At 66.7% G+C, this 22,809-nt stretch carries 20 protein-coding genes; 10 read left to right on the top strand and 10 right to left on the bottom strand.

The window, feature by feature from the left end; genetic code table 11:
• The first annotated feature begins 120 nt into the window (after positions 1-120).
• Complete coding sequence (locus tag OCK02_RS03805) at positions 121-2,682, top strand: GcvT family protein (RefSeq protein ID WP_263812117.1); 2,562 nt, start codon at positions 121-123, stop codon at positions 2,680-2,682.
• 99 nt (positions 2,683-2,781) lie between these two features.
• On the opposite strand, the gene OCK02_RS03800 is transcribed toward OCK02_RS03805, so the two are convergent.
• The 6 genes from OCK02_RS03800 to OCK02_RS03775 all read right to left on the bottom strand — a co-directional run bounded on the left by OCK02_RS03800 (position 2,782) and on the right by OCK02_RS03775 (position 11,194).
• Positions 2,782-4,614: an ABC transporter ATP-binding protein gene (locus OCK02_RS03800; protein ID WP_263812116.1), complete on the bottom strand. Its 1,833-nt coding sequence runs from the start codon at positions 4,612-4,614 to the stop codon at positions 2,782-2,784.
• Positions 4,615-4,616: 2 nt separating this feature from the next.
• Positions 4,617-5,486, bottom strand: a complete 870-nt coding sequence (locus tag OCK02_RS03795; protein WP_263812115.1) for an ABC transporter permease — start codon at positions 5,484-5,486, stop codon at positions 4,617-4,619.
• Positions 5,483-6,433, bottom strand: a complete 951-nt coding sequence (locus tag OCK02_RS03790; protein ID WP_269064536.1) for an ABC transporter permease — start codon at positions 6,431-6,433, stop codon at positions 5,483-5,485. The genes OCK02_RS03795 and OCK02_RS03790 overlap by 4 nt, the downstream gene beginning before the upstream one ends.
• A gap of 11 nt (positions 6,434-6,444) precedes the next feature.
• Positions 6,445-7,962: an ABC transporter substrate-binding protein gene (locus tag OCK02_RS03785; RefSeq protein ID WP_263812114.1), complete on the bottom strand. Its 1,518-nt coding sequence runs from the start codon at positions 7,960-7,962 to the stop codon at positions 6,445-6,447.
• A gap of 94 nt (positions 7,963-8,056) precedes the next feature.
• Positions 8,057-9,538: a M81 family metallopeptidase gene (locus OCK02_RS03780; RefSeq protein WP_263812113.1), complete on the bottom strand. Its 1,482-nt coding sequence runs from the start codon at positions 9,536-9,538 to the stop codon at positions 8,057-8,059.
• Positions 9,539-10,105: 567 nt separating this feature from the next.
• Positions 10,106-11,194: a D-TA family PLP-dependent enzyme gene (locus tag OCK02_RS03775; RefSeq protein WP_263812112.1), complete on the bottom strand. Its 1,089-nt coding sequence runs from the start codon at positions 11,192-11,194 to the stop codon at positions 10,106-10,108.
• A 182-nt stretch (positions 11,195-11,376) separates the two neighbouring features.
• Between OCK02_RS03775 and OCK02_RS03770 the strand changes: the two genes are divergently transcribed.
• Positions 11,377-12,240 (top strand): MurR/RpiR family transcriptional regulator, encoded by an 864-nt coding sequence (locus OCK02_RS03770; RefSeq protein WP_230802770.1) that lies wholly within the window; start codon positions 11,377-11,379, stop codon positions 12,238-12,240.
• Positions 12,241-12,276: 36 nt separating this feature from the next.
• Here the strand turns inward: OCK02_RS03770 and OCK02_RS03765 are convergent, their stop codons facing one another.
• Positions 12,277-12,672: a RidA family protein gene (locus tag OCK02_RS03765; RefSeq protein WP_263812111.1), complete on the bottom strand. Its 396-nt coding sequence runs from the start codon at positions 12,670-12,672 to the stop codon at positions 12,277-12,279.
• Positions 12,673-12,863: 191 nt separating this feature from the next.
• On the opposite strand from OCK02_RS03765, the gene OCK02_RS03760 reads away from it, so the two are divergent.
• The 3 genes from OCK02_RS03760 to OCK02_RS03750 all read left to right on the top strand — a co-directional run bounded on the left by OCK02_RS03760 (position 12,864) and on the right by OCK02_RS03750 (position 15,571).
• Complete coding sequence (locus OCK02_RS03760; protein WP_263812110.1) at positions 12,864-13,265, top strand: hypothetical protein; 402 nt, start codon at positions 12,864-12,866, stop codon at positions 13,263-13,265.
• 159 nt (positions 13,266-13,424) lie between these two features.
• Positions 13,425-13,934, top strand: coding sequence for a copper chaperone PCu(A)C (locus tag OCK02_RS03755; protein ID WP_263812109.1), 510 nt, complete (start codon positions 13,425-13,427; stop codon positions 13,932-13,934).
• Positions 13,935-14,458: 524 nt separating this feature from the next.
• Complete coding sequence (locus tag OCK02_RS03750) at positions 14,459-15,571, top strand: acyl-CoA dehydrogenase family protein (protein WP_263812108.1); 1,113 nt, start codon at positions 14,459-14,461, stop codon at positions 15,569-15,571.
• 5 nt (positions 15,572-15,576) lie between these two features.
• Here the strand turns inward: OCK02_RS03750 and OCK02_RS03745 are convergent, their stop codons facing one another.
• Together OCK02_RS03745 and OCK02_RS03740 are read right to left on the bottom strand one after the other, a co-directional pair.
• Positions 15,577-17,037 (bottom strand): FAD/NAD(P)-binding protein, encoded by a 1,461-nt coding sequence (locus tag OCK02_RS03745; RefSeq protein ID WP_263812107.1) that lies wholly within the window; start codon positions 17,035-17,037, stop codon positions 15,577-15,579.
• Positions 17,034-17,300 (bottom strand): hypothetical protein, encoded by a 267-nt coding sequence (locus tag OCK02_RS03740; protein WP_263812106.1) that lies wholly within the window; start codon positions 17,298-17,300, stop codon positions 17,034-17,036. The genes OCK02_RS03745 and OCK02_RS03740 overlap by 4 nt, the downstream gene beginning before the upstream one ends.
• Before the next feature lie 173 nt (positions 17,301-17,473).
• Between OCK02_RS03740 and OCK02_RS03735 the strand changes: the two genes are divergently transcribed.
• Positions 17,474-18,019 (top strand): flavin reductase family protein, encoded by a 546-nt coding sequence (locus tag OCK02_RS03735; RefSeq protein WP_263812222.1) that lies wholly within the window; start codon positions 17,474-17,476, stop codon positions 18,017-18,019.
• Positions 18,020-18,067: 48 nt separating this feature from the next.
• Here the strand turns inward: OCK02_RS03735 and OCK02_RS03730 are convergent, their stop codons facing one another.
• Positions 18,068-18,532 (bottom strand): RrF2 family transcriptional regulator, encoded by a 465-nt coding sequence (locus tag OCK02_RS03730; protein WP_263812105.1) that lies wholly within the window; start codon positions 18,530-18,532, stop codon positions 18,068-18,070.
• 504 nt (positions 18,533-19,036) lie between these two features.
• Here OCK02_RS03730 and OCK02_RS03725 point away from each other — a divergent pair.
• Genes OCK02_RS03725 through OCK02_RS03710 form a run of 4 tightly spaced genes read left to right on the top strand, consistent with a single transcriptional unit; the run spans position 19,037 to position 22,800 of the window.
• A complete protein-coding gene (locus OCK02_RS03725) occupies positions 19,037-19,873 on the top strand; it encodes a metallophosphoesterase family protein (protein WP_263812104.1) in 837 nt (278 codons plus the stop codon).
• On the top strand, positions 19,870-21,039 hold the full coding sequence (locus tag OCK02_RS03720; RefSeq protein WP_263812103.1) for an ABC transporter ATP-binding protein: 1,170 nt from the start codon (positions 19,870-19,872) through the stop codon (positions 21,037-21,039). The genes OCK02_RS03725 and OCK02_RS03720 overlap by 4 nt, the downstream gene beginning before the upstream one ends.
• Positions 21,032-21,967, top strand: coding sequence for a carbohydrate ABC transporter permease (locus OCK02_RS03715; protein ID WP_263812102.1), 936 nt, complete (start codon positions 21,032-21,034; stop codon positions 21,965-21,967). Before OCK02_RS03720 ends, OCK02_RS03715 begins: the two co-directional genes overlap by 8 nt.
• Complete coding sequence (locus OCK02_RS03710) at positions 21,964-22,800, top strand: carbohydrate ABC transporter permease (protein ID WP_263812101.1); 837 nt, start codon at positions 21,964-21,966, stop codon at positions 22,798-22,800. The genes OCK02_RS03715 and OCK02_RS03710 overlap by 4 nt, the downstream gene beginning before the upstream one ends.
• The last annotated feature ends 9 nt before the right edge of the window (positions 22,801-22,809 follow it).

Below are 22,809 nucleotides of genomic sequence, written 5' to 3'. Positions count from 1 at the left end.
ACGCCATGGCGCCGCAGCGCGGGTCGTCGTGCAGCACGATGATAATGTCGTAGACAGGCTCTACACACGGTGACACAAGCCCTAATATCCGCCTCCGGTATCAAATCAGGGTCGCACGCAATGGCTGAATTTCCCACAAACGCAAAGGTCGTCATCATCGGGCTCGGAGGCATCGTCGGCGCCTCGATCGCCCACCACCTGATCGAACGCGGCTGGGACGACATCGTCGGCATCGACAAGTCCGGCATTCCGACCGACATCGGTTCCACGGCCCACGCCTCGGACTTCTGCTACACCACCAGCCACGACTATCTCTCGGTCTGGACGACCCAGTACTCGATCGATTTCTACGAGAAGATGGGCCACTACGCCCGCATCGGCGGCCTCGAAGTCGCCCGCACCGGCGACGACGCCTGGATGGAAGAGATCAAGCGCAAGCTTTCCTCCGCCAAGGCCTTCGGCACCCGCGCCCACTATGTCAGCCCTACCGAGATCAAGGCGAAGTTTCCGCTGATCGAGGAAGACCAGGTGCAGGGTGGCCTGTTCGACCCGGATGCCGGCCTCGTCATCCCGCGCTCGCAGACCGTCGCCGGCAAGCTGGTCGATGCCGCCGAAAAGAGCGGCAAGCTTGCGATGTTCGGCAACACGCCGGCCAAGTCTCTGATCGTCGAGAACGGCCGCATCAAGGGCGTCGTTACCCATCGCGGCACGATCATGGCCGACCATGTCATCGTCTGCGCCGGCATCTGGGGCCGCCTGATCGCCGAGATGGTCGGCGAGGACCTGCCGGTCATGCCGGTCGACCATCCGCTGACCTTCTTCGGCCCGTACAACGAATTCGAAGGCACCGGTAAGGAGATCGGCTTCCCGCTCTTACGCGACCAGGGCAACTCCGCCTATATGCGCGACACCGGCGACCCGAAGACGACCGAGGGCGGCCAGATCGAGTGGGGCTACTACGAGACCGACAATCCCCGTCTCTGCCATCCGCGCGACATCCTGGAAAAGGATCAGGCGCGGCTTTCGCCCTCGCAGCGCGACCTCGACATGGAGCAGATCATCGAGCCGCTCGAAAAGGCGATGGAGCTGACGCCGATCCTCGGCGAGCTCGGCTACAACGAGGGCCATTCCTTCAACGGGCTGCTGCAGGTGTCTGCCGCCGGCGGGCCCTCCTGCGGCGAGAGCCAGAAGGTGCGGGGCCTGTGGTACTGCGTCGCCATCTGGGTGAAGGACGGCCCCGGCTACGGCAAGCTGATCGCGGATTGGATGACGGACGGCCGCACCGAGATCGACCACAACTCGATCGACTATTCCCGCTTCTATCCGCACCAGCTCGAAGAGAAGTTCATCGAGGGCCGCACCTATGAAGCGGCGCAGAAGATCTACTTCCCCGCCGTCCACACCCGCGAGCCCTACGCCACCGGCCGCAACGTCAAGCGCTCGCCCTTCTACGAGCGCGAAGTCGAGCTCGGCGGCTATTTCATGGAGCTCGGCGGCTGGGAGCGCGCGCATGGCTATGCCGCCAACGAGCATCTGCTGGAGAAGTATGGCGATCGCGTTCCGGTGCGCGAGAACGAGTGGGACAGCCGCCACTTCTGGCGCGTCTCGAATGCCGAGCATCTGGCGATGAGCGAGGATTGCGGCATCGTCAACCTCAGCCATTTCCACATGGTCGACATCGAAGGGCCCGACCATGTCGAGCTTCTGGAATGGCTGTGCGCTGCCAGAATCGGTGGCGACGGCAATGTCGGCAAGGGCATCTACACCCACTTCCTCGACGACGAGGGCATGGTGCGCGCCGACTTCACCGTCTTCCGCATGGCCGACCGCTGCCGCCTCGTCAACGGCGCCGACGCCGGCCCGCGCGACTTCCACTACATGAAGCGCATCGCCGAGGACCGCGGCCTCGACGTCACCATCACCGACGTCTCGGAAAAGTTCATCACCATCGGCATCTGGGGCCCGAATGCGCGCGAGACGCTGAAGAAGGTGGTGGCCGATCCTGCCGGTCTCGACATCGAGAACTTCGCCTTCGCCGCGATCAAGCCGATCGAGATTGCCGGCAAGACCGTCACCGCCTTCCGCATCTCCTATGTCGGCGAGCAGGGCTGGGAACTGCACATGAAGTACGAGGACGGCCTCGCCGTCTGGGATGCGCTGCGCGCCACCGGTGTCATGGCCTTCGGCGTCGAGACCTATGCGAACTCGCGCCGCATGGAAAAGAGCCTGCGCCTGCAGAATGCCGATCTTCTGACGCAGTACAACCTGATCGAGGCCGACCTCGCCCGCCCAAAGGTCAAGGAGGCGGACTTCCGCGGCAAGACGAAGCATCTGGAGTACAAGGCGCGCGAGCACCAGCCGGCCATGCTCTGCACGCTGGTGATGACCGAGAACACCGACCGGAACGGCGTCAAGCGCTATCCGGTCGGCAGCCTGCCGGTCATGGATCCGCAGACCGGGGAGACGCTCGTCGACGAATTGGGCCGCCGCTCCTACGTCACCTCGATCGCCTACGGCCCGACGATCGGCAAGAACATCGCGCTCGCCTACCTGCCCTGGTCCTATTGCCAGGTCGGCCGCAAGCTGAACGTGGAGTATTTCGCCGAGACCTATCCGGTCGAGGTGGTCGGCATCGGCTACAAGCCGCTCTACGACCCCGAAAACCTCAAGCCGCGCACCTGATCTGCCCGGCGACCGTCCATGCGTCTCTTGGAAAGCCCGCCACAGGCGGGCTTTTTGCTGCGCGGACGCCGATCCCTGTGAACCCGCAGCGGGGACGGGTCAGGTGGACAGGCTCGCGATCTCCGCCATGGCCGTGTCCTGGACGAAATGGCCGGGAGAGACTTCGAGGTAGATCCGTTTCGGCGGCACGTAGTCGTGAGGGCGAACCGGGCTCTTGATCTCCTCGCTCAGCGTCGGCCGCGCCAGCCCGCGTCGCGAGGGGTCGGGCAGCGGCACGGCGGAGATCAGGCGGCGGGTATAGGGATGCCGGGGATTGCCGAAGATGGCGGCGCGCGGGCCGATCTCGACGATCTCGCCGAGATACATCACGGCGACGCGGTGGCTGACGCGTTCGACGACCGCCATGTCATGGGAAATGAACAGATAGGCGAGCTGGCGCTTTTCCTGGAGATCGAGCAGGAGATTGGAGACCTGCGCCTTGACCGAGACGTCGAGCGCGGAGACCGCCTCGTCGGCGACGATCAGCTTCGGCTCCAGCGCCAGGGCGCGGGCGATGGAGACGCGCTGCCGCTGGCCGCCGGAAAACTCGTGCGGGTAGCGATCGGCCATGGCCGGCGACAGGCCGACCTGTTCCAGCAGTTCGGCGACGCGCTCCCTGGATTCGCGCTTGCCCATCAGCCCGTGCGCCAGCATCGGCTCGGCGATCGCAGAGCCGATCGAGATGCGCGGGTTCAACGAGGCAAAAGGATCCTGGAAGATCATCTGCGACGTGCGGCGCATGGCGCGAAGCGCCTTCGTGCCGGCCCTGGTGACATCCTGGCCATCGACGACGATGGACCCTGCGGTCGGTTCGATCAGGCGGATGATGGCGCGGCCGGTGGTGGACTTGCCGCAGCCGGATTCGCCGACGAGCGCCAGCGTCTCGCCCGGGCGCAGGTCGAAGGAGACGCCTTCCACCGCATGGACGCGCCCGTTCGGCAGGTCGAAGCGGACGGTGAGATTATCGACCTTCAGGATCGGGGCCGCGTCTGCCGCGACCGCCTTCGTCTCACGGCCGCCGGTCGCCTCTCCAGTCTTGGGGTCGACCTCGGGGAAGCGTCGCGGAGACCGGGTCTCGCCCATGGTTCCGAGCCGGGGGATCGAGGCGAGCAGCGACTTCGTGTAGATCGCCCCGGGTTCGGCGAAGATCCTTTCGGTGGCCCCGGCCTCGACCATGTCGCCGCGGAACATCACCACGGTGCGGTCGGCCACCTCGGCCACCACGCCCATGTCGTGGGTGATGAACAGGACGCCCATGTTCTCTTCGCGCTGCAACTCGCGGATCAGGTGGAGGATCTCCGCCTGGATGGTGACGTCGAGCGCGGTCGTCGGCTCGTCGGCGATCAGGAGCTTCGGCCGGCAGGCGAGCGCCATGGCGATCATCACGCGCTGGCGCATGCCGCCGGAGAACTTGTGCGGATATTCGTGCAGCCGGGTTTTCGCGGCCGGGATGCGGACGCGTTCCATCAGGCGCAATGCCTCCGCCTCGGCGTCCTTCCACGACAGCGCCTGATGCAGGACCAGCGCCTCGGCGATCTGGTTGCCGATGGTGAAGACCGGATTGAGCGACGTCATCGGCTCCTGGAAGATCATGCCAATGGAGCCGCCGCGCACCGCGCGCATCTCGGCCTCGGACGCCTTCAGCAGGTCCCGGCCCTCGAGCAGGATGCGCCCTTCGCAGCGCGCCCTGCCCGGCGGCAGGAGGCGCATGGTGGACAGCGCGGTCACGCTCTTGCCCGAGCCGGATTCGCCGACGATCGCCACCGTCTCGCCAGCATGCACCTCAAGGCCGATATCGCGGATGACGGCGCGCCAGCCATCCGGCGTCCGGAAGGAGGTCGTGAGGTTTTCGATGGACAGCACCGGCTGGCCCGCAGAGGCGGCTTCACGCATGGTCAGCTTTCCTTGGCAAGGCGCGGATCGACGAGATCGCGCAGGCCGTCGCCGAGCAGTTGCAGCGACAGCACCGAGAAGACGATGGCGAGGCCGGGGAAGACCATCAGCCACGGCGCGTTGTTCATGTATTCGCGTCCCGAGGCCAGCATGGTGCCCCAGGTCGGCATGTCGGTGGAGACGCCGACGCCCAGAAACGACAGGCTCGCCTCCGCCAGCATCGCCGAGGCGAACACGAAGGTCGCCTGCACCAGGATGGGAGAGGCGAGGTTGAGCAGCACGTGGCGCAACAGGATCTGCCATGTCGGCAGGCCCATGGCGACCGCCGCCTCGATATAGGGCAGTTCGCGCAACACGAGCGTCGAGCCGCGCACGATGCGGGCCAGGCGCGGCGCATAGGTGATGCCGAGCGCCAGGATGACGGTCGCGAGCGACGGGCCGAGCGCTGCGACCAGCGCGATCGCCAGCAGGATGTCGGGGAAGGACATCATGGCATCGAGGAGGCGCGAGATCGGCGCGTCGAGCCTGCGGAAGAAACCCGCGGCGACGCCGAGAAGGACGCCGAGCACGGTGGAGATGCACACGACCCCGAGGCTGACGAGAAGCGATATGCGGCCGGCGAAGATCGCCCGGGAGAAGATGTCGCGGCCGAACTCGTCGGTGCCGAAGAGATGGGCCGGCGACGGCCCTTTCAGCTTGTTGACGATCGAGAGCTTGTTGGGCGCATAGGGCGCGATCCACGGCGCAAGCAGCGCCGCCAGCACCACGACCAGCAGGATGACGGCCCCGAACAGGATGGCGCGATTGCCGAACAGGCGGCGCAGGCTGGCGGCGAACGGACGGGCGGCGGATGCGGTCGTCAGGGTCGTCATAGGCGTACCCTCGGATCGACGAGAATGTAGAGCATGTCCACGGCGAAATTGATCAGCACGTAGATCGCGGCCACGACCAGCAGCGCGCCCTGGATGACGGGATAGTCGCGGCGCAGGACGGCCGAGACGACGAGATTGCCGATGCCGGGCAGGCCGAACACGGTTTCCGTGACGACGGCGCCGGCGACCAGCATGGCGATGGAGAGGCCGATGACGGTGATGATCGGGATCATCGCGTTCTTCAGCGCGTGCTTGAGGATGACGCGGCCCTCGCCGGCCCCCTTGGCCCGGGCGGTGCGGACATAGTCGTCGCCGAGGACGTCCAGCATGGCGGCGCGGGTGAAGCGGGTGATCAGCGCCGAATTGACGATGCCGAGCGCGATCGCCGGCAGCACCAGGTGATGCAGCCGCACGAGGAAGGTTGTGTCCGGGCCGCCATAGCCGGACGCCGGGAACCAGCCCTGGCCGACGGCGAGCACCTGGATCAGCAGCAGGCCGAGCCAGAAGCTGGGAACGCTGGCCGCGACCATGGTCAGCGTCACGACGATCTGGTCGAACAGCGTTCCGCGCCTGACGGCGGAGAGGATGCCGACCGGCAGCGCGATCGAAACCGCGATCAGGATGGAGAACAGCGTCAGGAAGAAGGTCGGCTCGGCGCGGGCGGCAAGCGCCTGCGTGACCGGCTGGTTGAGGAAGATCGACTGGCCGAGATCGCCGCGCAGCAGGCCCAGCACGAACTGGACATACTGGACGATCAGCGGCGCATCGAGCCCCATCTTCGTGCGCAGGTCGGCGATGTCCTGGGGCGTGGCGTCCGCCCCGAGCATCACCGCGGCCGGATCGCCCGGCGTCACCCGGACGATGACGAAAACAACCGTCACGACGATGGCGAGCACGACCAGCATGCCCCCAAGCCTGTTCAAGAGTGTCCGGGCGATCCGTGCCATGGTGCAGTGCCTCAGTTCTTCGGCGTGACGTTCCAGAAGTGCGGCCAGTAGGTCGGCGTGTAGCCGTCGACCGTTGCGCCGACGCCTGCAACCGCGTTGAAGTTGCCGACCTTGAACAAGGGCGCGTCGTCGTAGATGACCGTCTGGATCGCTTCCCAGGCCTTGAGCTTGTCGTCGTCGCTCGTGGCTTCCATGTAGCCCGCGACGGCCTTGGCCTTCTGGTCGGACACGTACCAGCCCGGATAGCTGTCGGTGATCGTGTTGATCGTGGTCGGGTCGCCCGGGAAGTTGGAATGGGTGATGAAGATGTCCCATTCCTTCGGGTCGGCGCGGCGGGTGGTCAGCGTCGCCCAGTCGACGACCTGCAGGTCGACCTTGAAGCCGGCGGCCTCGAGATAGGCCTTGGCCACTTCGCCGATCTTGTAGTGGAACTCGTACTGGCGGCTGGTCATCAGGCGGATCGGGGCGCCGTCATAGCCGGCCTCCTCGATGAGCTTTGCGGCGGCCTCCGGATCGCCTTCGCCGTAGCGGGTCACGCCGGCTTCCGTGTGCCAGAAGGAGCCGGTCGGGAAGAGCGAGGCATCGACGCTGAAGAAGCGGTCGTCGGAGAAGGCCGCCAGCATCATGTCGGAGGGATTGAGGGCGACCTGGACCGCCTGCCGGAGCGCCTTGTTCGTCAGCAGGCCTTCCTTCATGTTCAGGTTGAGCGAGGCCCAGCCGGCATTCTCGAAGATCACCGGCTTGGCATTGCCGCTCGCCTCGACGCGCTCATAGGCGCTGACGGGCAGCGAATCCGCATAGTCGAACTGGCCGGAGATCAGCCCTTCGACGCGGGTGTTCGCGTCCGGCACCGGCACGAAGCGGACTTCCTTCGCGATCGCCTCGCGCTTGCCGGCATAGTTGCTCGGCTCGCCCTCGGGCGACTTGTAGTCCTCGAAGCGGACAAGCTGGGTGTACTGGTCGGGCTTGCGCTCCTTCAGGGCATAGGGACCGGTGCCGACGAATTCGGTCAGCGTGTCGGCCACCTTTTCCGACGGGATGATGATGGACGCCTGCGACAGCGTCGCCAGCAGCGGGGCGTAGCGGGACTTGAGCTTGACGACGACGGCATGGGCGCCGTCCTCGGTGAGGCTTTCGACGATCTCGGCGACCTGCTTGCCCTTGGAGTTGACCGCCATCCAGCGCGTCAGCGAAGCCACCACGTCCTTAGCGTCGAACGCGCTGCCGTCGTGGAACGTCACGCCCTCGCGCAGCGGAATGCGGTAGGTCAGGCCGTCTTCGGAGACCTCCGGCATCGCGGCTGCCAAAAGCGGCACCGACTTCCACTGGGCGTCATAGGTATAGAGCGTCTCGAAGATATGCTGGTCGATCATCAGCACGATGTCGGTGGGCGTCTGCATGGCGTCCAGCGTCGGCGGCTCGCCGATGGTGGCGACCGTCAGGATGCCGTCGGACGCCTGCGCCGCGGCAAGGCCGGTGGAGGCGGCCAGAGCCGACGCCAAGGTCGCAATGAGAAATGTCTTCTTCATGAGGTTCCCCTTTCTTTCTGATGGCGGGCGTCTCGCGCACACCGGCTTGTCGCAGCAGTCTCAGGTTCGAGGCGGCACGGATGCCGCGCCCGTGTCAGCTTTCCAGGCCCAGCGGATCGGCAACGCGCGGCCACAGTTCGAGGCTCGCCTTCCTGTAGGGCGTCGTTGCCGGATCGGTGGGATAGGAGGTCGGCGCGGCGATGTAGACGATCTCGGAAGCGACCGGCTGGAACCCCGCGTGAAAGTGGTTGGTCGATTTCACCAGCAGCATGGCCTTTGCGGAAAAATCGATGCCGAGGTTGGAGAAGATGTCCGGCTCGTAGGTCTGCGTGCGGCTGGTGATCAGGACGATGTCGATTGCCGTGCCGACCGGGCGCACGACGGCCGCGCTGCCGAGGGTGACGCGGCTGTTGCGGAAGCTCTGCCAGCCGGCATCCACGACGCGCTCGACGCGGACCCGCAGGTCGAGCGGTTCTCCGCCTTGCGGGCCGGACTTGCCGCCGATGCGCAGGTCGAGCTCCGCCCCCTCGCCTGCCGCATGGCAGAAGGAGACGGCGACGGGATCCCAGATGGTGGCGACGGCGATGTCGTCGAGGCCGCGCTCGATCATCCGGCGCAGGATATGGGTCGCGTCACCCGCCACGCCGCCGCCCGGATTGTCCCAGACATCGGCGATCACGACCGGCTTGTCCGGCCGGGCGGCCCTGAGTTCCAGCGCCCGGTCGAGCCCGGCCTCGGTGTCGAGCATCGGCATGGCCGTCTGCCTGCGCATCCGGTAGAGCTCGTGCCCGAGTGCGCTTGCGAGCGCATCGCCCTTCTCCCTGGCGTCGTCGGTGACGACGACGATGCGCGTTCCCATGTCCGGCACGTCGCCGGCCATGAAGCCGTGGATGACCGAGATCGAGGCGATGCCGTCCTTGCCTTCCAGGGCCTTCAGGCGATCGACGAAGGAGCGCATCGGCTCGCGGCTGGTCGGATAGATGGTGATCATCCGGCAGTCGAAGGTGGAGAGCACCGGCTTGAACCCCTCGCGCAGCGCCCGAAGGGCGAGGTCGACGACGTGTTCGCCGCGTTGCTCGAAATCGGTGTGCGGGAACTCGAGGAAGGTCGCCATGAGGTCGAGACTGGCAAGGCGGAGTGCCGTCAGATGGCTGTGCGGATCGAATTCGGCGGCAATGAGGACGTCCGGCCCGACGATCGCGCGGACCTTCGAGAGGAAATCGCCTTCCGGGTCGTCATAGCCCTGCGCCACCATGGCGCCATGCAGGCCGAGGACGACGCCGTCGACCGGCAAGGCGGCCTTCAGTTCGTCGAGGATCCGGTCGCGCAGCGCCTCATAGGTCCGGCGCTGGATGAGGCCGGCCGGCTCGGCCCAGCAGGAGGTACCCTCGATGACGGTGAAGCCTTCGGCGCGGCCGCGGCGGCGCAGGATCGGCACGACGGACGAGCAGAGCGTCGGCGTATCGGGATGTTCGCCCGGCCCCGCATAGAACGCCGCCCTGAAGGCGTGCATGTCGGTCGGGACGGGAGAGAAGGTGTTGGTCTCGGTCGCCAGCGAGGCGGTAAATATGCGCATCAGATGTCCCAAAGCTGTCCCGGCCGATAGCCGTCGCCTGTCGGCGCCCCTGTCGTTCGACATGGCGCGCCGCCGTTCCTTTCATCACCGGCCACCCCGACGCGCTTCGCCGCGCACGTGCCGCCACCGGAGGCGGCCGGACATGCCGGTCGGCGAGATGCGGTTCGTTCCGGAGGCATGCCTGCCTGCTGATCCTGCTCACCCGTTCACTGTTGGCCAGTGTAATTTATTTTCTTCATTTTGCGTCATTGAGCCCGAATGTCAACGGACTTTGGATTGATGACAGGAAAATATGTAATTCATTTACATTTCTCTCGTAACGCCGTGAAAATTTTCATCGCATATGGCTGCGCTCTGCCTGCCGCCGCGCACCCCGCATTGCGTTTTCTTTTGCAGATCAGATGCTTCCGAGGCACCGACGCCCGGCAGCGCTTCGAGGCGCATCGGCACGCCATGAAAAACGTGCCGGCAAATTGCCGGGAATTTTCGCCGCGCGGCGCGCCCGAACCGGGCCCGAAGGGAAAATCCGGGGCCCGGCGCGAAGAAAGTCCTACATCGGCGTGCTTTTCACCACACCGTGCCGCGCGCGTCGACGGCTTCGACGCGGGTGACGACGCCGTCGCGATGGAACACCATGCGGTCGAAGAGATTGCTGACCACGCAGGTGTGGTTGGGCACCACCCTGACCATGACGCCGACCTCGGGGAAGACGCGCGCGCAGCCCCTCAGGTCGACCACCGCATGCTCCTCCGACAGGGAGACGATGCGCGCGCCCTCGAAGCCCTCGATCATGCCGTAGTCGCTGAAGCCGAGCAGATCGGAGGTCAGCGCCTTCGACCCGCAATCGAGGACGGCGCGATCGGGTGCAGGCCGCGAGACCACCGTCGCAAGGACATGCATGGCGAGATCGTCCGCCGTGCAATGGCCCGCCCGGACCATGCTGCGGTCGTTGTAGACATAGGTTCCGGCGCGGTGCTCGGTGGCGGAGGGGACGAGGTGAGCGGAGAATAGGTCCGGCGAGCCGCCATTGGAGCGTACCGGGCATTCGATGCCCTTCGCCGCCAGGAGTTCCATGGTGCGGACGATGAAGGCCTCGACGTTCTCGGCGCCGCCGGTGGCCGGATAGGTCAGGATGCCCATGAAGCGAAGCCCGGGCGCGGCGGCGATCCTTTCTCCCAGGGCCGCGGCATCTTCCGGCGTCTGCACGCCGCAGCGCCGGCCGCCGGTATCGCATTCGACCAGTACGGCAAGAGGCCGGCCGGCCTCGAAGGTCGCCGCCAGCCCATCGACGACGGCAGCGCTGTCGGCCACCACCGAAAGGCGCGCCACCCGCTCGTGCAGGGCGCGCAGGCGCGCGAGCTTGGGCGCGCCGAGGATGTTGTAAGTGATCAGGATATCCTCGAAGCCGGCATCGGCGAAGACCTCCGCCTCGCTGATCTTCTGGCAGTTGATGCCGACGGCCCCGGCCTCGACCTGCTGGCGCGCGACGGCGGCGATCTTGTGCGTCTTGATATGCGGACGAAACGCCTTGCCGTGGCTTTCGAGATAGCGCTGGGCCCTTGAGACGTTGGCCGCCAGGCGATCCTCGTCGATGACCGGCATCGGGGTTGCGACCTGATCGAGCGACGTGCCGACCTCGGGCCAGGGATTGAACATGGTTGCACCTCATTTTTGGGAAGGAAACGCGCCGTTCGCTGTGGCGCTGTCATTTATTTTCGTTCGAACACCCGCTTCCGTTGAAGCTCCGGCGCACTATGCTATGAAAAGACGTTCGAAAGAAATTCATTTTCACATTGGAATGGCATCGCCAAGGCGACGCCATCGCCCCGGGAGTTCCTATGGATCTTTTTCACGGCCTCTCCGACGAGGACGGCAGGCTTTCGGGACTGGAGAAGAAACTCGCCCGGCTCGTGCTCGACGACGTGGAATTCGTGGTCAACTCGTCGATCATCGAGCTTGCCGAGCGGGCGGGCGTGTCGCCCCCGACGGTGACGCGCTTCTGCCGGCGGCTGGGATGCCAGGGCTACTCGGACTTCAAGGTGCAACTGGCGCGGATGACCTATGTCGGCCTGCGCTACCTCAAGCCCGAGGCACCGACGGCGACGCCGGAGGAGGTGGCCGAGGATATCGTCACCAAGGCCCAGAATGCGCTCTTCGAGCTTCATCGCCAGCTCGACATCGCCGTGCTCGACAAGGCCGCCCATCTTCTGCGCGGCGCCGAATTCATTCAGGCCTTCGGCGCGAGCGGCAACTCCGCCATGATCGTCAACGAACTGCATAACCGCCTCTTCCGGCTCGGATGCCGCATCAACGCCTCGAACGACCACAACATGAACATCATGATGTCGGCCGCCGTGCAGCCCGGCACGGTCGTATTCGGCTCCTCGTTCACCGGCCGCGACCTCGGCCTCGTCCACTGCCTGGACCTGCTCCGGCAGGCGGCCATTCCGACGATCGTCATCACCCAGCCCGGTTCGCCCGTCGCTGCCGCGGCCGACGTAGTGATCGCGATCGAACTGCCGGAGGGTAAGAACATCTTCCGTCCCACCTCGACGCGCTTCGCCTATCTCGCGGCGATCGACATCCTCGCCAACCTCGTCGCCTATGCCGATCGCGCGACGGCGATCAAGGCGCTCCGCTCCATCAAGGAGGAACTGGTGCGCCACCGCGACGGCGACGATCGCCAGTTGCTGGGCGACTGAGGTGCCGCCGCAGGCCTGGCACGCGCCGCGTCAGGATCAGTCGAGCGGATTGTAGGCGATGACGTCCATCTCGACCTTCGCGTCGACCATCAGCGGCGACTGGACGGTGGAGCGCGCCGGAGGATGATCGATGAAGTGCTTCTGGAAGACGGCGTTGAAGCTGGAGAAATCGCGGGCGTCGGCGAGCCAGACGTTGACCTTCACCACGTCCGCCAGCGTGCAGTCGGCGAGGGCAAGGACGTCCTTGATGTTGGCGACGACCTGCTCGGTCTGGGCGACGATGTTGCCGACGACCACTTCGCCGTCAACGGTCGGGACCTGGCCGGAGACATAGACGAAGTCGCCGGCCCTGACAGCCTTGGCGAAGGGTCGGCGCTGGCCGCCGGCCTGGCTGTCGGCCGTTTCCAGACGCACCAGTTTCTTACGGGACATGATGGATCCTGCAATTCATTTTCACGTGTTGGACATATTTCATGACGTTATCCATCCATGTGCGCGAAGTCCATCAATTGATGAAAATAATTTCCACGTCGAGAGCGCCACGCACGCCAGTTTGCCGCATTGTACCCCGGACGGTGCGTGGGCTATGGTGCTGCATGTGCCGCAACGGTACCGGGGAAATCATGGTCGGGCGTCTGGGCTTCGTCGAACACTGCATGGTGCGTGTGCTCTGCACGCTCGCCCTGTTCTTCGTCGGCTTCGGGCATGATCCGGCAGGCGCGCGTGAGCGGGCGATCCCCGCAAGCGAGCTTGCACAATACGTGCTGCCGGACGGCACTCTGCCGGACCTCTGCCAGTCCTCGGGGCACGACGAGGATAGCCATGGCGGCAGCGACCGGGGTTCCGGCTGCGAAGCCTGCAGGCTCTCCGCCTCCATCCTGCTGCCCGCGCCGCAGCAGGGGGCAGGCGAACCGATCGCTGCCGGGCCCGACCCGCATGTCGCCTTCCGCACCGAGGCCCACTACCGGCAGCTCTTTCCTCCGAACACCGCCCCGCGCGGCCCGCCTTCCGGCCTTCACGCCTGAACGGTTGCCGCCGATCGCGGCAGCGCCTCCCGTCGCGCCGGCTCCGCCGGACGGTGCCTTATGCCCGACAGGACACATCCGAACGTCGCGCGCCCGCCTTGTGCCGGGAAACCAGTCCTTCCACCGACAAACCAGACAAAATTGACAATGGAGACCATCATGAAACGACAACTCACGACACTTCTCGCCCTGGCACCGCTGCTGTTTGCGCCGGGCCTTGCGCTGGCGCATGATTTCACGGTTGGGCAGATCGAGATCGACCATCCCCATGCGCGGGCCATGGTGCCCGGGGCGAAGGTCGGCGGCGGCTATCTCACGATCACCAACAACGGCGGCGACGACCGTCTCGTCGCCGTCGCGACCGCCCGCGCCGGCGAGGCACAGTTGCACGAGATGAAGATGGACGGCGAGGTCATGGTCATGCGCGAACTGAAGGACGGCGTGGCGCTTCCGGCCGGGACCACCGTCGAGCTCAAGCCCGGCGGCTACCACGTGATGTTCATGAACGTCGGACAGCCCTTCAAGGAAGGCGAGGCGATCAAGGCGACGCTGACCTTCGAGAAGGCCGGTTCCGTCGACGTGGAATTCGCCGTCGGCCCGGCTGCGGGCGGCGCGCCGATGAAGCACGATGCCGCCGCACAGCCTGCGGAAGCAGGGCACGGCCAGTGACGTCACGCGCCGTCGGGCCAATCGCAGGGCCGTCGCTTTGAAGCCGTAAGCCGCCGCGGCTGCCGCAGGCGCGCGCAAGGAACGAACGGGTCGCGGACGGGTTCGCGGCCCGCGCCGTCTGCGGGGCGCGAGCCGGTGTATGCCCGGCCGAGCCGCGGCGGATACCCCGTCGTGGCGCCGGCAACCGTGCCCGTCGTGGCACCGGCGGCGAGAACGCGCCCGAGGATGGCGGCGATGTGCCGCGCCCGTTCCCCTGTTGCAGCGAGATCGTAGAGCGCATTGCGATGCGCGAACTGCCGCGCGATGACGGCGCCGGGCGGTGGCCCCGATCGGCACGGCCTCCGGCGCTTCGGGCTTGGCGATCGTTCTTTCAGAGAGATTTGTCGGCCTCTGGACCCGGTCAAAATGCCTCAATTCAGGCCGAAATTGGCAAAACCAATCTATACAATCTCTATAGAATATGGTCTTTCTACCCGTCTGAAACCTGTGCGCCCTGAAACCGCATGATGCAAGGAGCAGTCGACATGGGTACGTTCTCGCCCGCGATTGGCCATCCTGTCCGCACCGCCGCCCTCATCGGCGCGGAAGACGAAGCGATCAGCGTCGCCGCCGCCATTGCCGCCTCCTTCGAGCCCGCCGGACCGGACGGCACCGTCGACAGCCAGGAGGCCCAGCTGGAGATGGTCGGCCGCTCCGGCCTGTTCGGCGTGTCGGTGCCGACCGAACATGGCGGCATCGACGTCTCCAACACGGTTCTTGCGGAAATCTGCGCCCTCGCCTGCGAACGCTCGGCGGCGCTCGGCGAGGTCCTGGCGGCGCATTTCGTGGCGCTCGAGCACCTGCGCAGCCACGGCACCGAGGGACAGCAGACGGCCCTTTTCCCGGCGGCGCTGGCCGGCGCGCGGCTTTCGATGGCGACGCCGGTGCAGCGCGACGGCGGGATGGCGACGGCGCTGCCGCTGACGCCGGCCGGTGTGGGCTGGCGGATGGGCGGCGAGCTTCTCTGTACCCCCTGCGCGCGACACGCCGACTGGGTGCTGGTGCCGACGAGGAGCGAGACGGGCAAGACGGCGCTGGCGCTGCTGCCGACGCGCATCGACGGCCTGCATTATGTCGCCAACACGTGCGAGCCGACGGCCCAGGGCACCGCACGGCCGGAGCACGTTCTCGTCAAGGACGTGCCCGTCGATGCCGGCGCGCTGCTGCACGCGGTCGCCGACGTCCCGCGCAGCGACGTGCCGCATGCGCTGGATCTGCTGCTGCAGGCCGCAAGGCATCTCGGCGCCGGGCGCCAGTCGCTACAGGCCGCCCTCTCCGACGACGATGCGGATCCGCTCGCGATCGGGCTCGCTTCCGCCCGGATCGCCGCCGCGGGTGCTGCGGTCGAACAAGCCGGCCGTGCGATCGACGCGGCCCAGATCGGCCTTGCGGAACTGCACCGGACGAACGCGTTCCTGGCCGCGGCGGACGCCTTCGTCACCGCCGCCGATGCCGCAGGCGGGGCTGCTGCGCCCGCCCGGCCGGACGCTCCTCCGGCGAAGGCGCCCGACGATCTCGCCGCGACCATCGCCGACATCCTTCGCGAAACCGGCGCCCTGCGGCTCATGGCCCATCGCCTTCCCCCCGAGGAAGACTAAAGAGGTCATCTGGCCTGGCGCTGCGGGGCGACCGTGTTCGCTTCGCCAAGCGTGCGGATGTCCGCGGCCACACGGTCGGCCACGAAGTAAGCGTGCTCGGTGACCTGCGGCAATCCCATCAGTTCGCCGAACGTGCCGCGCGCAAGCGGGCCTGCCACATAGAGCGAGTGCTGCGGCTGTCCGCCGGCATCGACGGCGCGGCTTTCCCCGTCGACATCGATGCCGAGGCCGACCGGGTCGGCGCGCAGGCGCCCGTCGGCAGCAAGCCCGGCGAGGTACGGCTGGCTTGCGAGGATGCCGGCGTGCCCCGGGCCGGTGGTCACGACGACGGCGTCGTAGCGTTCCTCGCGCACGCCCTTTTGCTGGCGCGAGCGGAGCCGGACGGCAATCTCGCCGTCGTCCAGGGCTTCCACCCCCGCAATCGACGCCGAGCGGAAGGTCAGGCGTCCATCGGCAAGCCGCCTTTCGAGCACCGCCTCGACCTGCGGGGCGATGCGGAAGCGATGCACATCCCAGTAGGGACGCAGGAAGCGCACGAGACGGCAGCGTTCGGCCACCGGCAGCACCTTCCAGATCTCGCCGCCCTCGGCGCGCAGCCGGTCGAAGACCGCATGCCAGGAGAGGCCCTGCGCCGCCGCTTCGCCAATGGCGCGGCGCGTGGCCCGCAACAGTTCCAGCGCGGTCCGGCTCGACTGCGTCAAGAAATCGCCGAACGGCTCCTGCGGCAGGGCGGCGTGCCCGCGCGAGCGCAGTCCCCTTCGCGAGATCGCCGCAATCGCGCCGCGATGGCCCGCGGCATCGAGGGCTGCAATCACGTCGGCGGCCGTCAGCCCCGCCCCGACCACCAGCACCCTGTCGTCCGGCCGGATGACAGCGAGCGCGCCCGGCACAGTCGTGTCCGCCACGTAGCGCGGGTGGCCCGCAAGGGCGCGCGCCAGCACGGACGGCGCCTGCGGGCTCGGATGGGTGGTGGCGACGACGACGATATCGGCGACCGTTTCGGAGCCGTCATCGGCCTCCAGCCGCCAGCGTCCCTGATTTACGCCCTGCCCTATGGCCGTGACCGAGCGCACGCGCGTCTTGCGGTGCTCGATACTGCCATCGGCCACCAGCGGGGCGAGATGGGCGTGGACATAGCGGCCGAAGGCGCCCCGGCGGGGAAACATGCGGCCATCCGCCGTCACGGCCTCCGGATCGTCGCGAAGCGCGCCCGTCTCCTCCAGCCAGCGCGGGAAATGCTCCTCGTCGCCCGGAAAGAGGGACATGCGGGTCGCCGGAACGTTGATGCGGTGGACGGCCTCGTCGGTGTCGTAGGCGAGGCCGCCGCCGACGACCTGCCGCGGCTCGAAGAGGATAATGCGCGCCGAGCCTGCGCAGATTCCGTGGACGAGGCGATAGGCCAGCGCCGCGCCGGTGAAGCCGCCGCCGATGATGGCCACGACCGGCCTTGCGGCGGCGCGTTTCACGACCGACAATCCTTCGCCGCCGGACAACGGGTGCCGGCGACCGGCTCACCGGAAACCCCGGCGCCGATGGTCGCCCGGCGCGCCGGAATGCCATGGTCGAGCGGACGTTGCGACATGAGCCGTTCCTCGAAGCGATCAGCCTCTTCCGGATGAAGGTAGCGGGAGAAGACGGGGCTGTCGATGCCGATCCGCCAGTCCTCCCCGAGGCGCCGGAAGGCATTCTGCGCCGTCTCGACGCTGATCTTTCCGGGCGCGGCAGTCATGTCATAATGCTCCTGATTTCGCATGTCGGGCGTCTTCACCGGCGAGGCCAAGCTCGTTTGGATGCAGAACATAAAATACATAAAATTAGTTGACAATAGAATTCCACGTCCGCATTCTCGCCGCGAAAATCGGGCCCGGCAGTTGGGGCATGGACAGGAGACCAGGGATGAACATGGCCAGGCTGACGCGGGACGAGCGCGACGAGGTCCGTGCGCAAGGCTCCGCCCTCATCGATCCGGGCCTGCTGAAATCGGCCATGCGCAGCGTATCCGGGGCCGTGTCGGTGATCAGTGCCGGCGTCGGACCGGACCGCACGGGTGCCACGGTGACCTCGGCGACAGCGCTGTCAGTCGAGCCGCCGACGATGATCGTCAACATCAACCGTTCTTCGTCCACCTTCCCGGTCATCCGACGTTACGGCCACTTCTGCGTCAACATCCTCGCCAGCGATCACGAGGACGTGGCCAACCGGTTTGCCGGGATCGGCGGGACGAAGGGCGAGGCGCGCTACGAGGGGGCAAGCTGGACGACGCGGATCAGCGGCGCTCCGGTCCTGGTCGGCGCGCTCGCCTCGATCGATTGCGAGGTCGAGGAGATCATCGAACGCCACAGCCACGGCATCATCCTCGGCCGCGTGGTCGAGGTCATTTCCGGCAGCGGCCAGTCGCTCGTATACCATAACGGCCGCTACGGCAGCTTCGCGCCGGCGATCGGGTAGCCTTCCGGACCGAACCTGTTACCGGCGCCAAAGGCCGCGCAAAACGGCTCAGCCCGTCCGCTTCCGCGGTTCGTCATCATCGATGATGGAGGCGGCATCCGGCGCGGAGACGAACTGGGCGAGCGTCATGGTGTCGAGGATCGAGGCGATCGCGTCGCGGACGTCCGTCATCGCGCGGCGCACCTGACAGGTTTCCGGATCGGCACAGTCCTCGCAGGCCTCGAAGGCGGTGCGGCTGGCACAGCGGATCGGCGCCAGCGGGCCGTCGAGGACACGGATGGCGTGGCCGATGCGGATCTCCGAGGCCGGATGGGACAGCGAGTAGCCGCCGCCGGGACCCTTCTTGGAGCGCAGCATGCCGGCATTGCGAAGCTCCAGCAGGATCGTGTCGAGGAACTTCTTCGGAATGTTGTTGCGCAGCGCGATCTCGCTGACGAAAGCCGTTTCGCCCGGCTCCAGCCGCGCCAGGTCAACAAGCGCCTTCAGGCCGTATTTTCCTTTTTTCGTCAGCATCGCATTCCGCTTTCATCGGCATCTGTGCCGTATCCGGATCCGCCCGGAAGCGCCGACGCGCGCGCCGCGTCATGCGGTGTTAATGGCACCCAAGTGCGAAAATCATATAAAACCGGTATAATTAATTCTTAAGCCTCGCCGCAACGAATTAGACGTCTCTTGCCGGCGATCTATTCACTTTTGCGCATGCGGCGTCACCGATCGGCATCATCCGGCCATGACGGGCGTCATTGCGGCCGGGATCGAGGCGAAATCCGGGTTCGAGCCGGCACGTGTGCTCCCGCCTGAACGGCCCGCCCCTTGCCGAAAGCCCACCCGGCGGGGCTGCACCATCACCGCATACATTCCCGCCCAAGGGCCGCGTCCGGACGTCGATCGTGCCGTTTGTGACAGAATTGGAAGGGAATTGGAAAAGGCCGTTACAGCGCTGACACGTGAGCCGGCTAGGGCCTGCCTACGGCGCGTCCGACAGTCTGAGACGCTCCGGTCCGGAGAAGCGGCCCCATGAAAATCATCCAGATCACCGACACCCATTTCAGCCCCGGGAAGACCCATTTCAACGGCAACTGGGCGCCGCTCCTGACCTTCATCGAGGATAGCGGCGCCGATCTCGTCGTCCACACCGGCGACCTGACGCTGGACGGGGCCGACGAGGAAGCCGACATCAGCTTCTCGATGGAACTGATGCGGCAGGTGAAGGTGCCGATGCTGATCGTGCCCGGCAATCACGACGTCGGCCACTTCGCCCACATGGACCAGCCGGTCAACCCGGAGCGCCTCGGGCGCTGGCGGCGCATCGTCGGCGGCGACCGCTTCCTCGAGGACGCGAACGGCTGGCGTCTCGTCGGGCTCAACGCGCTTCTTCTCGGTCACGAGGACGAAGAGGAAGAAGCGCAGTTCGATTGGCTGCGGACCGCCTTCGAAGAGCGCGACGGACGCCGGCTGGCGCTGTTTTCCCACAAGCCCCTGTTCGTCGATGCCCCGGACGAGGGCGACACCGGCTACTGGAGCGTGCGGCCCTCGCAGCGCAAGCGTCTCACCGACCTGATCGCCGCCCATGACGTGGCGCTGTTCGCCAGCGGCCACCTGCACTGGGCCTGGCAGGGCCGGTTCGGCAACACCGCGCTCACCTGGGCGCCGTCCGCCGCCTTCGTCATCGACAAGCTGGAACGCGAAATGCCGGGCGAACGCCTGGTCGGCGCGGTCGTCCACACCTTCGAAGACGACGTCCGAAGCGAGATCGTCACCGTACCGGGCATGACCGCGCACGTGATCGATGAGGTGATCCACGAGGTCTATCCGCGATCGGCCGGCAAGGCGGCCAGGGCGGCTGCCGAATGAGCGCGCTCTCGCTTCGCAACATCGAGAAGTCCTTCGGCGGCAACCCCATCCTCAAGGGCGTGACGCTGGATGCGGCGCCCGGCGAATTCATCGCGCTCGTCGGCCCTTCGGGTTGCGGCAAGAGCACGCTTCTGCGCATCCTCGCCGGGCTCGAGACGCCCGACAGCGGCGAAATCGTCATTGCCGGCCGCGACATGACCGCGGCCCATGCCGCCGACCGCAACATTGCGATGGTCTTCCAGTCCTACGCGCTCTATCCGCACCTGACGGCGGCGCAGAACATCGCCGTGCCGCTGGTGATGCGGCGCCTGACGCGTGCGCGGCGCCTGCCCGTTCTCGGCCGCATGATGCCCGGCCAGCGCAAGACGGTGGCGGGCATCCACCGCGACGTGCGCGAGATGGCGGCATCGCTCAAGATCGATCACCTGCTCGACCGCAAGCCGGGGCAGATGTCCGGCGGCCAGCGCCAGCGCGTGGCGCTGGCCCGCGCCATGGTGCGCCGTCCGGCGGTCTTCCTGATGGACGAGCCGCTGTCCAACCTCGATGCGAACCTGCGCGTGCATGCCCGCGGCGAGATCGTGGACCTGCACCGGCGCGCCGGCGTGCCGACCCTCTACGTCACCCACGACCAGGCCGAAGCGCTGTCGATGGCCGACCGCGTGGCCGTGATGATCGGCGGATCGCTGCTGCAGCTCGCCTCCCCGCAGGTGATCTATGAGGACCCGCAGCATGTCGAGGTGGCGAAATTCATCGGCCAGCCGCGCATCAACCTGATCGCCTCGAAGGTCGAGGACGGTGCGACCGTGGCGCTCGGCGGCACGCGCTGCCGCCTTGCCGACCGGACGGTTGCGGCCGGATCGGCGGTGACGCTCGGCGTCCGGCCGGAATTCGTCACCGTTTCGCGCCAGGGCAACGAGGGCCTGCCCGCCCGTGTGGAACGGCTGGAATTCCTCGGCTCGGAAATCATCGTCACCTGCCGGCTCGACGCGATCGGCGAAACCATGGTCGCCAAGGTCACCCCGGCCGATGGGGCGGACCTTTCCGCCGGCGCGCCGGTGCGGCTCGAAGCGGATCCGCGGCACATCTTCGTCTTCTCCAAGGACGGCGGACGCCTCGCGGCCGCGCCCGTCTCCGACGCCGTCGTGCGGGAGGCGCTGCATGGCTGATCTCGCAACCTCTGCCACCGGCTTCGCGGGCACCGTCTCGCGCGCCGTCACGCCGGAGCAGCGCGAGGCCCGCGTCGCCTGGCTGCTCGTCGCGCCCGCGCTTCTGCTGGTGGTCGTCTTCATCATCCTGCCGGTGGTCGCGGTGATCGGCCTGGGCTTCACCGATTTCGAACTCGGCTATGCCGACTTCCGCTTCGTGGGCCTGGAGAACTATGCCGAACTTCTCGGCGACCGCACCTTCCAGCGCTCGCTGTGGAACACCGCCGTCTATGCCGGCATCGTCACGCCGGTTTCCATCTTCATGGCGCTCGGGCTCGCCATGCTGATCGAGGCGGAGGGCATCGGTCGGTCCTTCTTCCGCACCGCCTATTTCCTCCCGGTCGCCTCGCTGCTGGTGGCGATGGCGACGGTCTGGCAATATCTCTTCCACCCGACGATCGGCCCGATCAACGCCATGCTGGCGACGTTCGGCGTTCCCGGTCCGAACTGGCTCGGCGCCTCATCGACCGTGCTCTACAGCCTGTCGATCATCGGCGTCTGGCAGTCGGTCGGCTTCAACCTCGTGCTCTTCCTCGCCGGTCTCACCGCCATTCCGCGCGAACTCTATGCTGCGGCCGAGGTCGACGGGGCGAAATCGGCCTGGGACCGCTTCCGCCTGGTCACCTGGCCGATGCTGGGGCCGACGACGCTGTTCGTCACCACCATCAGCATCATCAACGCGGTGAAGGTGTTCGAGACGGTCAAGACGCTCACCGAGGGCGGGCCGAACAAGGCCTCCGAAGTGCTGCTCTTCACCATCTACCAGGAAGGCTTCGTCTATCTGCGCGTCGGCTACGCCTCGGCGATGACGGTCGTCTTCCTCGCCATCCTCGTCGTGCTGATGTTCCTGCAATACCGCGTCCAGGACCGGCAGGTGCACTACTCATGACCTCGGCAAGCCTCACCCCCGGCCGCGTCGCCCGGCTCTCCATCCTCGGTTTCGGCGCCCTCGTCTTCCTGGCACCCTACATCTTCATGATCTCGACCGCCGGCAAGGCGCAGAGCGACATCTTTACCTCGTCGCTGTCGCTCATCCCGCAGCAATGGTTCTACGTGCAGAACTTCGCCAAGGCGCTGTCGCGGGTGTCGATGGGGACGCTGTTGATGAACGGCGTCATCGTCTGCGCGCTGATCCTCGTCATCCAGGTGGTGATCGCCATTCCCTGCGCCTATGCCATGGCGAAGCTGAAGTTCCGCGCCGCGCGCGTCATGATCGTGCTGGTCATGCTCGGCCTGCTGGTGCCGATCCACGCCACCGCACTGCCGCTCTATGTCGTCTTCGACCGGGTCGGGGCGCTGAACAGCTACGTGGCGCTGGTCGCGCCCTTCACCATCTCGGTGTTCGGCATCTTCCTGTTCCTGCAGTTCTTCCGCGCCATGCCGGACGATCTCATCCATGCGGCGCGCCTCGACGGCATGAGCGAGCCCGGCATCATCGCCCGGGTGATCGTGCCCAATGCCTGGCCGGCCATCACCGCGTTCTCGATCTTCTCGGTGGTCGCCCACTGGAACGACCTCTACTGGCCGCTGATCGTGGTCACCAACCAGGCCTATGCGACGCCGCCGCTCGGCCTGCTCTACTTCCGTGCCGCCGAGGCCGGCGACGACTACGGCGCGCTGATGGCCGCCACGCTGATCATCACCTTCCCCCTCGTCGCCGCGTTCCTGTTCGCCCAGAAACGCTTCGTCGAGGGCATCACTATGACCGGTCTCAAGGGTTGACCGGCCTTT

The organism is Rhizobium sp. TRM96647, from assembly GCF_025780115.1.
Classification (GTDB): domain Bacteria; phylum Pseudomonadota; class Alphaproteobacteria; order Rhizobiales; family Rhizobiaceae; genus Mycoplana.
Note: the sequence above shows the minus strand (reverse complement) of the source record. Positions and strands in the feature narration are given on the sequence as shown.